10 protein-coding genes are annotated in these 12,632 nt (G+C 62.7%); all 10 read right to left on the reverse strand.

Annotation, left to right across the window (positions count from 1 at the left end; all coding sequences use genetic code 11):
* Positions 1-77: 77 nt before the first annotated feature.
* The 10 genes from ACYP2A_RS06520 to ACYP2A_RS06565 all read right to left on the reverse strand — a co-directional run bounded on the left by ACYP2A_RS06520 (position 78) and on the right by ACYP2A_RS06565 (position 12,630).
* Complete coding sequence (locus tag ACYP2A_RS06520) at positions 78-677, reverse strand: LysE family translocator (RefSeq protein WP_459743790.1); 600 nt, start codon at positions 675-677, stop codon at positions 78-80.
* 45 nt (positions 678-722) lie between these two features.
* The gene (locus ACYP2A_RS06525) at positions 723-1,562 is read right to left on the reverse strand and encodes an AraC family transcriptional regulator (protein WP_459743792.1); all 840 of its coding nucleotides are present in this window, start codon (positions 1,560-1,562) and stop codon (positions 723-725) included.
* A gap of 169 nt (positions 1,563-1,731) precedes the next feature.
* Positions 1,732-2,601 carry an oxygenase MpaB family protein gene (locus ACYP2A_RS06530; protein WP_459743794.1) on the reverse strand — a complete coding sequence of 290 codons (870 nt, stop codon included), beginning with the start codon at positions 2,599-2,601 and terminating at the stop codon, positions 1,732-1,734.
* Positions 2,602-2,802: 201 nt separating this feature from the next.
* Positions 2,803-4,740, reverse strand: coding sequence for an acetate--CoA ligase (gene acs, locus ACYP2A_RS06535; RefSeq protein WP_459743796.1), 1,938 nt, complete (start codon positions 4,738-4,740; stop codon positions 2,803-2,805).
* A 110-nt stretch (positions 4,741-4,850) separates the two neighbouring features.
* Positions 4,851-6,515: a glucose-6-phosphate isomerase gene (gene pgi / locus ACYP2A_RS06540; protein ID WP_459743797.1), complete on the reverse strand. Its 1,665-nt coding sequence runs from the start codon at positions 6,513-6,515 to the stop codon at positions 4,851-4,853.
* A 210-nt stretch (positions 6,516-6,725) separates the two neighbouring features.
* Positions 6,726-7,577: a pantoate--beta-alanine ligase gene (panC, locus tag ACYP2A_RS06545; protein WP_459743798.1), complete on the reverse strand. Its 852-nt coding sequence runs from the start codon at positions 7,575-7,577 to the stop codon at positions 6,726-6,728.
* The gene (gene panB / locus ACYP2A_RS06550) at positions 7,574-8,374 is read right to left on the reverse strand and encodes a 3-methyl-2-oxobutanoate hydroxymethyltransferase (RefSeq protein WP_459743799.1); all 801 of its coding nucleotides are present in this window, start codon (positions 8,372-8,374) and stop codon (positions 7,574-7,576) included. Before panB ends, panC begins: the two co-directional genes overlap by 4 nt.
* A gap of 205 nt (positions 8,375-8,579) precedes the next feature.
* On the reverse strand, positions 8,580-9,068 hold the full coding sequence (gene folK / locus ACYP2A_RS06555) for a 2-amino-4-hydroxy-6-hydroxymethyldihydropteridine diphosphokinase (protein WP_459743801.1): 489 nt from the start codon (positions 9,066-9,068) through the stop codon (positions 8,580-8,582).
* Positions 9,061-10,461, reverse strand: coding sequence for a polynucleotide adenylyltransferase PcnB (locus tag ACYP2A_RS06560; protein ID WP_459743802.1), 1,401 nt, complete (start codon positions 10,459-10,461; stop codon positions 9,061-9,063). The genes folK and ACYP2A_RS06560 overlap by 8 nt, the downstream gene beginning before the upstream one ends.
* 726 nt (positions 10,462-11,187) lie before the next feature.
* A complete protein-coding gene (locus ACYP2A_RS06565) occupies positions 11,188-12,630 on the reverse strand; it encodes a sigma-54-dependent transcriptional regulator (protein WP_459743804.1) in 1,443 nt (480 codons plus the stop codon).
* Between the last annotated feature and the right edge of the window lie 2 nt (positions 12,631-12,632).

Genomic DNA, 12,632 nt, shown 5'->3' on the forward strand with positions numbered 1-12,632 from the left:
GGTCGCTGGATTCACAGCGACGGGTGAACCATAGCGGGCATCGTGATGATGTGCAATTTGTGGCGTGGCATTCGCGGTTACGCGGTTTGTAGGAAACTGGCCCACGCAGAAACCAGCAACAGCAGCGCCATTGCCCGGTTGAAACGCTGCATCGCCCGCGCCGAGGTCAGCAGCCGCACGGCGCCGCGACCTGCCAAGGCCCATACCGTCAGGCACGGGATGGCGACCAGAAAGAAAATCCCCGCGTGCAAACCGTACTCACTGGCACTGGCCTGCGCGCCGGCAAAGACGCTGATCACCGCTAGCGCCATGATCCAGGTCTTGGGGTTGATCGCTTGCAGGCTGGCGCCGCTCCAGGCGCCGATGGGCTGGCGGGTGGCTTCGGGCGTCAGGGAAGCGGCCGCGCTGCGCCACAGTTGCCAGGCCAGTCGGGTGATCCAGGCTACGCCCAGCCAGGCCATGGCGGTTTGTAGCCACGGCAGGCTTTGCAGGATTTCGCCCAGGCCCAGGCCGACCAGTAAAACGATCAGGGCGGCACCTGCGCAGGCGCCGAGGGTGATGCGCAGTGCGGCGTTCAGGCCGTGCAGGGCGCTGTGGCTGAGCACCAGAATGTTGGTCGGGCCGGGGGTGATCGAGGCGACGAAGGCAAAGGCGATAAAGGGCAGGTACTGAGACATCGGCAGGCTCCATGAAGGCTGGCTGCGATTGTCGGTGCCGGTGGCTCAGCGGTCTGGAAGGTTTGTGCAGTGGCTGCGGTAGCGCGCCGGGCTCAGGCCGTAGGCGCGGCGGAACCAGCGGCCCAGATGGCTCTGGTCGGCAAAGCCGAGGGCGGCGGCGACGTCGGCGGGCGTCAGGCCCTGGCGCAGCAGTTTGCGCGCCAGGCTCAGGCGCAGTTGCACCAGATAGGCGTGGGGCGCCAGGCCGTAGGCGGCCTTGAAGGCCCGCGACAGGCGAAAGCGGTCGACGCCGCAGGCAGTGGCCAGGTCGTCGAGGCCGATGTCTTGTTCGACATGCGCGTGCAGGTATTCACGGGCCTTGATCGCCACTGACGGCAAGCGCAGGGGCTCGTCGCTGAGCGGTCGCCAGTGCAATGTGGTGGCGAGGGTTTCCAGCAGCGCGTCGAGGGCGGCGTGGCGCACGATGCGCAGGTCTTGGTGATGCAAGGCGCTGAAGGCGTTGGCGATGCGCTGGACCAGTGCCGGTTCGCAGGCCAGGGTCTGGCTGAAACCGGGCAGGCCGTTGGCGGGGGCGTCTTCGAACAAGGTGCGCATTTGGGCGTCGAGCCAGTGCGGTTGCAGGTACAGCATCGAGTAGGTGAAGCCGCCGGGTGTAGGGGCGTGGCCGTCGTGGATTTCGCCGGGTTCGAGCATGAACGCTTGGCCGGGCGTGCTGCTGTGCAACTGGCGGCGGCAGTTGAATTGCTGCACGCCCTGTTCGGTGATGCCGATCAGGTAGCTGTCGTGCCAGTGCGGGTCGTAGGCATGGCCGGTGAAGTGCGCACGGATCGTCTCGATGCCGGTCTCAAGGTCCAGTTTGAGGGTGATCCAGTGGTCGGTGGCCATGTGCGTTTGCCTGTGGGTTGGGAGGGTATTGTTGTGTCAGCGTATGGCGCGGGGTCTAGAAGATTTGTGCGTAGGAGCGGCTTTAGCCGCGAAGGGCATCACCACGGATTTGTGGCGTCTGCTTCCCGACTGAAGTCGGTCCTACGTCGGTCCACGGTTCTACGCACGGTCACTCCACCCCCATGCGCCGCCGTGCCCGGTTGGCCGAGCCATTGCGCACGGCCCAGCGCAGTACCGGCGCAACGCGGTTGACCCCGGCACGGATCAAGGTGCGTTTGGTGCGGCCTTGTTCGATGGCCAGCATCTGGCTGGCCCAGTCGGGCAGCAGGTCGATGCCGGCTTGCATCATCAGGGCGCCGAAGGGTTTGACCAGGCGGTTGGGTGCCGGCTCTTCGAGTAGCAGGCGCACCACTTCATGGCTGCGTTCGGTGCACACCAGCTCGCCGCGAATGGCGTACAGGTAGTCGTCGATGGCTTGCGCGGTGTGCGGCACGTTGCTGGCGCCCAGTTGTTCGGCGACGTGGGCGGTTTCGGTGAAGTAGGCGTCTTGCTCGGCGCGTGGCAGGTGTGGGTTGACGTAGCGCAGGTGCGCGGCCATGAAGCTGCTGACTTCGGCGACGTGTACCCAGGTCAGCAGGGCCGGGTCGCTGGCGGCGTAAGGCCGGCCGTCGGGGGCGGTGCCGGTGACTTGCAGGTGGATGGTGCGCACCTTGTCGATCAGCCATTGCGCGTCGTGGGTCGAGCCGAAGGTGGTGCCGGAAATGAACTGCCCGGTGCGCCGCAGGCGGCCGAGCATGTCGTGGCGAAAGCTGGAATGGTCCCAGACCCCGGCCAGCGCCAGCGGGTGCAGGGTTTGCAGCATCAGGGCGCCGATGCCGCCGATCAGCATGCTGGTGAAGTCGCTGTTGACTCGCCAGCACACCGATTGCGGGCCAAACAGACCGGGATCGCCCTTGGGGTTTTCCAGGTCCAGTTGGCCCAGGGCCAGGCCGGTGAGGCTCAGCACCTGGGTTTCGATACGGCGACGAATGAATTCCATTGGGTTTTTATCAGGATCTGCGCGGGTCTGAAGCATACCTGTGAGCGCGCTCTGCCGGAATGCCGGAGCACCTCGATCGGCTGCGTTAGCAGTCGTAAATTTTCAGAGTTTCGCAGATTGTTGTGAGCGCTCTGCGCTCAATCGCGATGGTCCGGCATTCCGGCAGAGCTCCCTCCTACAAGTTCTGTGTAGTCCTCCAGCTCAGCGATTCAGGCGTTTATCGATCAGGTCGTCCACCACTGCCGGGTCTGCCAGGGTTGAGGTATCGCCCAGGCTGTCGAGTTCGTTGCAGGCGATCTTGCGCAGGATGCGGCGCATGATTTTGCCTGAGCGGGTCTTGGGCAACGCGGGCGCCCACTGAATCAGTTCGGGTTTGGCGAAGCTGCCGATTTCTGTGCTGACGTGGGCCAGCAGTTCTTTTTTCAACTCATCGCTGGGTTCGACGCCGTTGATGGGCGTGACGAAGGCGTAGATGCCCATGCCTTTGACGTCATGCGGATAACCGACCACGGCGGCTTCGGCGATGTTGTCGTGCAGCACCAGCGCGCTTTCGACTTCGGCGGTGCCGATGCGGTGGCCAGAGACGTTGATCACATCGTCGACCCGCCCGGTGATCCAGTAGTCGCCGTCTTCGTCGCGGCGTGCGCCGTCGCCGGTGAAATAGTAGCCGGCATAGGGTTTGAAGTAGGTGTCGATCATCCGTTGCGGGTCGCCGTACACGCTGCGAATCTGCCCCGGCCAACTGGCTTTGATCGCCAGCAGGCCGCTGCCGGGGCCTTCGATTTCCTTGCCGTGTTCATCGAGCAGCACCGGTTGCACGCCAAACAACGGGCGGGTGGCGCAGCCGGGTTTGATGCGGCTGTCGCCCACCAGCGGGCTGAGCATGATGCCGCCGGTTTCGGTCTGCCACCAGGTGTCGACGATCGGGCAACGTTGTTGGCCCACCTGGTTGAAATACCATTCCCAGGCTTCCGGGTTGATCGGCTCGCCAACGCTGCCGAGCACGCGCAGGCTGGCACGTGAGGTGCTTTGCAGCGGGCCTGCACCTTCGCGCATCAGGGCGCGCAGGGCGGTGGGGGCGGTGTAGAAGATGTTCACTTGATGCTTGTCGATCACCTGCCAGAAGCGCGAGCTGTCGGGGTAGTTGGGCACGCCTTCGAACACCAGCGTGGTCGCGCCGTTGGCCAGTGGCCCGTAGACAATGTAGCTGTGCCCGGTGACCCAGCCGACGTCGGCGGTGCACCAGTAGATTTCGCCGTCCTGATAATCGAAGACGTGATGGTGGGTCAGCGCCGCGTGCAGCAGATAGCCGCCTGTGGTGTGCATCACGCCCTTGGGTTTACCGGTGCTGCCGGAGGTGTAGAGGATGAACAGCGGGTCTTCGGCGTCCATCGGCTCGGGCGGGCAGTCGTCACTGATGCCGTGCACGGCTTCGTGGTACCAGAGGTCGCGGTCCTTGACCCAGTCGATCTCGCCCTGCGTGCGCTCGACCACCAGCACGGTGCTCACGTTCGGGCAGCTTTTCAGGGCCTTGTCGACGTTGCTCTTGAGCGGAATGTATTTGCCGCCGCGCACGCCTTCGTCGGCGGTGATCACGGTGTGGCAGTCGGCATCCAGAATCCGGTCGCGCAGGGCTTCGGGCGAGAAGCCACCGAACACCACCGAGTGCACGGCGCCAATGCGTGCACAGGCGAGCATGGCGTAGGCGGCTTCAGGCACCATCGGCATGTAGATGCACACCCGGTCGCCTTTTTTCACCCCGCGTTGCTTGAGCACGTTGGCTAGCCGCGCAACGTTGTGATGCAGTTTTTTGTAGGTGATTTCAGCCGATTCGGCAGGGTTGTCGCCCTCCCAGATAATCGCGACCTGATCGCCGCGCTTGGCGAGATGGCGGTCGATGCAGTTGTAGCTGACGTTGAGCTTGCCGCCCTTGAACCACTGGGCTTCGCCGGTGCGCAGGTCGCTTTGGCAAATATGGGTCCAGGGGGCGTCCCAATCGAGAAAGGCAGTGGCCTGTTCGGCCCAGAACTGTTCGGGTTGTTCGACCGATTGACGGTACAGGCGTTGGTAATCGTCAGGACTCAGGCGAGCGGCACGGCGCACGGCATCGGCTTTGGGGAATTCGCTGATATCGAACATGACGTTTTCCTTGTTCTTGAGGTGCGTACAAGAATAGGAGTTGAACGTCGGGGCGGGGGTTCAATCAATGGGCATTGCCGGGTAATCCGGCAATGCCCATCACCCTCCAATCAACCGCGATGACGGCCGCGGAAATAGTTGATCAGGCCTTGGGTCGAGGCGTCTTCGGCCTCTTCTTCAACGCCGCCGGTCAGGCGCTGGTACACGGCTTTGCCCAGCTCTTTGCCCAGCTCGACGCCCCACTGGTCAAAGGCATTGATGCCCCAGATCACGCTTTGCACGAAGACTTTGTGTTCGTACATGGCGACCAGTGCGCCGAGACGACGCGGGCTGATGCGTTCGACCACCAGGGTGTTGCTCGGGCGGTTGCCGGGGATGACTTTGTGCGGGGCCAGCTTTTGTACCTGATCTTCGTCCAGGCCATTGGCGCGCAACTCGGCTTCTGCCTCCGGGCGGGTCTTGCCGAGCATCAGTGCCTGGCTTTGCGACAGGCAGTTGGCGTACAGCCACTGGTGGTGGTCGGAGACCGGGTTGAAGCTGACGATCGGCACGATGAAGTCGGCCGGAATCAACTGGGTGCCCTGGTGCAGCAACTGGTGGTAAGCGTGCTGGCCGTTGCAGCCTACGCCGCCCCAGATGACCGGGCCGGTGTCGGTGGCCACTGGTGTGCCGTCCTGACGCACGCTCTTGCCGTTGGATTCCATGTCCAGCTGTTGCAGGTGTTTGGTGATGTTACGCAGGTAGTGGTCGTACGGCAGGATCGCGTGGCTTTGCGCGCCCCAGAAGTTGCCGTACCACACGCCCAGCAGGCCCAGCAGCACCGGCATGTTCTGCTCGAACGGTGCGTTGAGGAAATGCTGGTCCATGGTGTAGGCACCCGACAGCAGTTCCTTGAAGTTGGACATGCCGATGGCCAGGGCGATGGGCAGGCCGATGGCCGACCACAGCGAGTAACGCCCGCCGACCCAGTCCCACATCGGGAAGATGTTTTCTTCACGGATGCCGAAGGCCACGGCGGCGGCGTTGTTGCTCGACACGGCGATGAAGTGGCGATGCAGCTCGGCTTCCGAACCGCCCTGCGCCAGGTACCAGGCGCGGGCGGCCTGGGCGTTTTTCAGGGTTTCGAGGGTGTTGAACGACTTCGACGAAACGATGAACAACGTGGTTTCGGCACGAATGGTCTGCGACAGCTCGTGGAATTCGCTGCCGTCGATATTGGCCAGGTAATGGCAGCGCACGCCTTTGTGGGTGTAGGCCAGCAATGCTTCGGACACCAGCTCAGGGCCGAGGAACGAGCCACCGATGCCGATGTTGACCACGTCGGTGATCGGCTTTTCGGTGTAACCGCGCCACAGGCCGTCGTGAATGCGGCCGACCAGCTCGGTCATCTGGCTCAGCACCTTGTGCACGTCGGGCATGATGTTGGTGCCGTTGACCAGCAGCTTGTCGCCTACCGGCCGGCGCAGGGCGGTGTGCAGCGCCGGGCGGCCTTCGGAGGAGTTGACCAGCTCGCCTTCGAACTGCGCCTTGATCGCTTCTTTGAGGCCGGCGTCCTTGGCCAGCGTCACCAGCAGGTCGCGGGTTTCGTGGGTGATCAGGTTTTTGGAGTAGTCGAGGAACAGGCCGCAGCTGCTGAGGGTGAACTGGCTGAAGCGCTGCGGATCGGCCGTGAATGCCTCGCGCATGCTGAAATCCTGCATGGTCTGGCGGTGTTGGCTCAACGCCTGCCAAGCGGGCAGGGCGGTCACATCGGAAGGAGTGCGGTAGTACGCCATTGCTGGGGGATTCCTTTAACTTGAACGGCCGGTGGACATTTTAAAGCCGCGTACTGCGCGGCGGGTTCTGGGCTCGACATTCCTGTGTACATCGATGTCCGGGCTTGTCGCTCCATGGTCTCGCCGGTGTTTACCGGCGATTTGTATCGGTAAGGCAGTGCGGGGCGGGGTTTGGTTCATCGCAGGCCCGCGCTCAGGCATGAAACATTCTTAAACGTTGTTCAGGTGCAGGTTATCGATCAGCCGGGTCTTGCCCAGATACGCCGCCGCAATGACGACCAGGTCGCGATCGTCAAAGGTGGCCGGTCGCAGGCTGCCGGCCTGGCGCACCTCCAGATAATCGACGCGAAAGCCTGCGCTTTCAAGTGTCTGTTTACCCGTACTCAACAGGGGCGCGAAGGTTTTCTCGCCGCTGCGCAGTGCGTCACCAATCCGGGTAATGACTTGATACAGAACAGGCGCAACGGCGCGTTGTTCGTCGCTCAGGTAACCATTGCGCGACGACAGCGCCAGACCGTCGGCGGCGCGCACGGTCGCCTCGCCAATGATCTGGATCGGCATGTTCAGGTCGCGCACCAGCGCGCGGATGACCGCCAGTTGCTGAAAGTCTTTTTCACCGAACACGGCGACATCGGGCTGGACCATGTTGAACAGCTTGCTGACCACGGTCGCCACGCCTTCGAAATGCCCCGGACGGCTGGCGCCGCACAGGCCTTCGGACAGGTGCGGGACGCTGACGCGGGTCTGGTCGTCCATGCCGTTGGGGTACATGTCGGCCACGCCTGGGGTGAACAACAGGTCACAGCCGGCTTGCTGGAGCTTTTCCTGGTCGGCGGTCAGGGTGCGCGGGTAGGTTGCCAGGTCTTCGTTGGGGCCGAACTGCAGCGGGTTGACGAAAATGCTCGCCACCACGAAGTCGGCCTGTTCGCCAGCGCGTGTGACCAGCGTGGTGTGGCCGCTGTGCAGGTTGCCCATGGTCGGCACCAGCGCGATGCGCTTGCCGGCCTGACGCGCCTGGGCCACGGCGGCGCGCAGGTCGTGGACGGTGTGTACTGTGTTCATGCCGGGAATCCGTGTTCAGGAGCGGGAAAGCTTGAGTCTTTGACGGCGCTGACATACGCCTGGATGGCCGACGGGATATCCGGCTGGCCGATCATGAAGTTCCTGACGAACCTGGCCATGCGGCCGCTGATCGACAGGCCGAGCATGTCGTGCAGCACCAGCACCTGGCCGTCGGTGGCGTTACCGGCACCGATGCCGATCACCGGAATCTTCACGGCATGGGTGATTTCTTCGGCCAGTTCTGTGGGCACGCATTCAAGCAGAATCATGGCGGCGCCGGCCTGCTCCAGGGTAATGGCATCGGCGCGCATCTGCCGGGCCTGGGCTTCAAGCCGGCCCTGCACCTTATAGCCACCGAGCACGTTGACGGTCTGCGGGGTCAGGCCCATGTGCGCGCACACCGGAATGCCACGGTCGGTCAGTTGGCGAATGGAGTCGGCCAGCCAGGCAGCGCCTTCGACCTTGACCATGTGCGCACCGGCCTGCATCAGCGTAGCGCTGTTGAGCAACGTGTGTTCGACGGTGGCATTGGCCATGAACGGCAGGTCGGCAACGATCAACGAGCCCTGGTTGCCGCGTTTGACGCAGCTCACGTGGTACGCCATGTCGGCGGTAGTGACCGGCAGGGTGCTGTCATGCCCTTGCAGGACCATGCCCAGCGAGTCGCCGACCAGCAGCACCTCGACGCCCGCTGTGCTGGCGGTATGGGCGAAAGTTGCGTCATAGCAGGTCAGCATGGTGATCTTCTCACCCTTGAGCTTGAGAGCCTGCAGCGACGTAACGGTTGTAACCGGCATGTAATTTCCTCCATCACCAACGTTTAGCGAGCAACGCCCGAAAGCAGGCACACCGTCGTATCGCGGTGTTTCGCAAAGGCCTGTTTCGCGCCCATGCACCAACGGGGTTGGTGGCGGGAGGCCTATATTCGTGAGGGAGGGGCATGAAGTCAATTGCGGCTGTTACCCAGGCTCGATTGCCGGGGTAACGGGTGACACACGGCGGTTACAGTGCGGCTGGCAGGCGTTCAAGTCCGGCGAAGGGGCAGGCAGCCAGTAACTGGCTCAGCAGGCGCCCGTCGGGCAGTAGCAGGTCGGGTGCCAGTTCGGCCAGCGGGTAGAGCACGAAGGCGCGGGCGTGCATGTGGTAGTGCGGAATCTGCAGGCGCGGCACGTCGATCAGGTGCTCGCCGAACAGCAGGATATCCAGGTCCAGCGTGCGCGGTCCCCAGCGTTCCAGGCGCTCGCGGCCCTGGTCCAGCTCGATGGCTTGCAAGGCATCGAGCAGTGCCAGTGGCGCAAGGTCGGTGTCCAGCGCCGCCACGGCATTGGTGTAGCGCGGCTGGCCGGGCAGCAGCGAGTCGCTGACATAGAACGACGAGGCAGCGGCTAAACGGCTGCCGGGCAATTGTTGCAGGGCCGCCAGCGCGTTGCGCAACTGCGCGGCCGGCTCGGCGAGGTTACTGCCCAGGCCGATGTAGGCGCGCTCAGTCATCGAACACGCCTGCGGTGTCGCCACCGGTCTTGCGCTTGGAGTTGCTGCGGCGGCGCTTGCGCGGGCCGGTGCCGGTTTCTTCTTTATTGCCCAGGTCGCGAATCATGTCGCGGCGCTGGCTGTCGTTGCAGTCCTGGTAGCGGGTCCACCAGTCGCCAAGACCGTCGGTCTGCTCGCCGGCGCTTTCGCGCAGCAGCAGGAAGTCGTAGGCGGCGCGAAAGCGCGGATGGTCGAGCAACAGGTCGGCACGCTTGCCGGCACGGCGTGGCAGGCGTTCTTGCATGTCCCAGATTTCGCGGATCGGCAAGGTGAAGCGCTTGGGGATCGCAATGCTGCGGCACTGTTCGATGATCAGGTCGTGCGAGGCTTCGTTCATGGCCGCCAGCGGTGGCGCGCCACGCTCTTGCAGGCGCAGAACCTTGGCTGGCAACGCCGGCCACAGCAGGGCGGCGAACAGGAAGGCCGGGGTTACCGGTTTTTCCTGGCGCACGCGCAGGTCGGTGTTGGCCAGCGCCTGGCTGATCAGCGTATGAGTGTAGGTCGGGTTGTATTCCAGGGCCTTGGCAGTGGCCGGGAACAGCGAGTCGAACAGTTCGAGGTCGACCAGCATTTCGAAGGTGATCTCGGCGTGCCCGGACAGGAACAGCTTGAGGGTTTCTTCGAACAGGCGTGCCGCCGGAATGTCGCGCAGCATCGGCGCCAGCGGGCGGATCGGCAACACGGTCTGCTTCTCGATGCCAAAATTGAGCTTGGCCGCGAAGCGCACCGCACGCAGCATGCGCACCGGGTCTTCCTTGTAACGCTGCTGCGGATCGCCGATCAGGCGGATCAGCCGGTTACGGATGTCGTCCACGCCATTGGCGTAGTCGAGAATGCGCTCGGTGACCGGATCGTAATACAGGGCGTTGATGGTGAAGTCGCGGCGCTGGGCGTCCTCTTCGAGGGTGCCGTAGACGTTGTCGCGCAAAATCCGGCCACTGGCGTTATGAGAGGACTGGTTGCTGTCTTCTTCTTCGTCGTCTTGCGAGTGGTTGGCGCGGAAGGTCGCGACCTCAATGATTTCACGTCCGAAATGGATGTGAACCAGTTTGAAACGCCGGCCAATGATGCGCGCGTTGCGAAACTCGGCGCGGATCTGCTCGGGCGTGGCGCTGGTGGCGACGTCGAAGTCCTTGGGGTTGATCTGCAGCAGCATGTCGCGTACGCAGCCACCGACCAGGTAGGCCTGGTAACCCGCCGTTTGCAGGCGCTCGACGATGTTGACCGCATGGCGGCTGAATTGGGTACGTTGCAGCGAGTGCTGGTTGCTGTTGAGCACGATCGGCGTGGAACGTATGTTTTGCTGCGGTGTACGCAGCGGGGTACGGATTGACTGGAACAACTTCTTCAGCATGGGATGCACTGTTTGAAGGAATATTCGGCCAAAACAGGGAATGACCGCATGATGGGCGGGGATTCTAGCATTTGATCGTGCAATGGTGTAGGAAGCGTCGTCGCGGGGGAGAGTCTGGCAGGCATTTGCGCAGGAATTTGCGCGGAAAGGAAGGCATGCCGGCGAACGCCAGATGCTACTGGGGGAGCCGAAGCTCCCCCAAAGTGTGTGCTCTTTATTTTTATTATGAGTGCGGGCTCTTGTTTTTGTTGGGTGCCCAATCACAAGCGTTTTGCCTGTGAACCTCTCAACCGAGAGTAAAGAGCAAACGGATTGCTTTGGCCGCTGTAGTGCAATGATCAGTCGATCCAACCAGTTCAGGCGCTACCTTGGGGTAGTTTTTGTTGTTCTCGGCCTGGTTGCGGGGCAAGCCCCAAATACAACACCTCTCCAAAAGAATCAGTTAGCTGCGCCTCCGCCGTGTTGTTCTTGTTATGCGTGAGTCGATTCGTCTTGTTTTTATTGTGTGGGTGCATCGTGTTTTTATTTTTCTTGTACTAAGGATATAGCAGAACCTGTGCCAACTTTTGCAAAGCCCCGTAAACACTGGGGTTGGCGGCATCTGCTTTGTATGCGGGCGAAAAAAAGCCGGGGTTTCGTTACCGTAAACCCCGGCTTTTGTTACGTCTGGCAAAGCTTCGGTAACGTTTTTTTGTTCCGCCAAGGGAACTGTTACCGGAAAAACGGTCACGTCTCGTTCGCAACACCCTTGCGTCGCGGAATGCCCAGGCGCTGACGTCTCTCCCACAGGCATTTGCGGCTGACGCCCAGTTTGCGGGCCAGTTCGGTCTCGGTCATGTGGTCCTGATGCTCCAGCACGAAATGCTGGAAATAATCCTCAAGCGACAGGTCTTCGCTCGGTTCGTGGTTACTGCCGTTGACGCTGCTGGTCAGCGGCGCCAGGCCGACGAATTCTTCGTCTTCGAGCAGGGCCAGCTCGATGTCGATGCCCAGATAATCAGCGGAGATTTCTGCGCTCTCGCTGAGAATCACCGAGCGCTCAACGGCGTTTTCCAGTTCGCGCACGTTACCCGGCCAGCTGTATTGACGGATGGCCTGCTCGGCGTCGGCGCCGAACTTCATGTCCGGTCGGCCGGCCTTGACGCTCTGGCGGGTCAGGAATGCGCGGGCGATTTCCAGCACATCGCTGCCGCGTTCACGCAGGGCAGGCAGCTTGAGGGCGATCACGTGCAGACGGTAATAAAGGTCTTCGCGGAATTCGCCGTTCTTGGCCAGGGTCTTGAGGTCGCGGTGGGTCGCGGCGATCAAGCGCACGTCGACCTTTTGCGATTGCACCGAACCCACCCGGCGAATCTCGCCTTCCTGCAACACGCGCAGCAGCCGCGCCTGGGCTTCAAGCGGCAGCTCGCCGATTTCGTCGAGAAACAGGGTGCCGCCATCGGCCGCTTCGACCAGCCCTGCACGCCCGGCGCTGGCGCCGGTGAACGCGCCTTTTTCATGGCCGAACAGTTCGGACTCGATCAGACTTTCAGGAATGGCGGCGCAGTTGACCGAAATCATCGGCGCCTTGGCGCGGCGCGAAAGGTTGTGCAGGGCGCGGGCAACCAGTTCTTTACCGGTACCGGACTCGCCCTGCACCAAAACGTTGGAATCGGTGGGCGCGACCTTGCGGATCTTGCCGTACAGGTCCTGCATCGGTAGGCAGGAACCGATAATGCCGATTTCGCCGTTGGCGTTACCGGCGGCGGGCTTGTCGGCCGCGCCATTGGCCTTGCCGCTGCTGGCGCCGGGCTGCGGTTGTGCCTGGCCTTGGGACGTCTGGCGATCACGCAGAATGCGCGCCACGGCCTGGAGCATTTCATCGTGGTCGAAGGGCTTGGCGATGTAGTCGACCGCGCCCATTTTCATCGAGTCGACCGCCGAGCGCAGGCTGGCGTAACTGGTCATGATCAGCACCGGCTTGCCTTCACCGAGCCGGATCAGCTCGGTGCCGGGGGCGCCGGGCAGTCGCAGGTCGCTGACGATCAGGTCGAACGAGGGGATGCTGAAGCGTTCCTGAGCCTCCTGCACCGAGCCGGCTTCGCTGACTTGATACTGGTTGCGTTCAAGCAGGCGGCGCAGGGCCGAGCGGATGATGGTTTCGTCTTCGACGATCAGAATATGCGGCATTG

This window comes from Pseudomonas sp. 3A(2025), assembly GCF_054589175.1.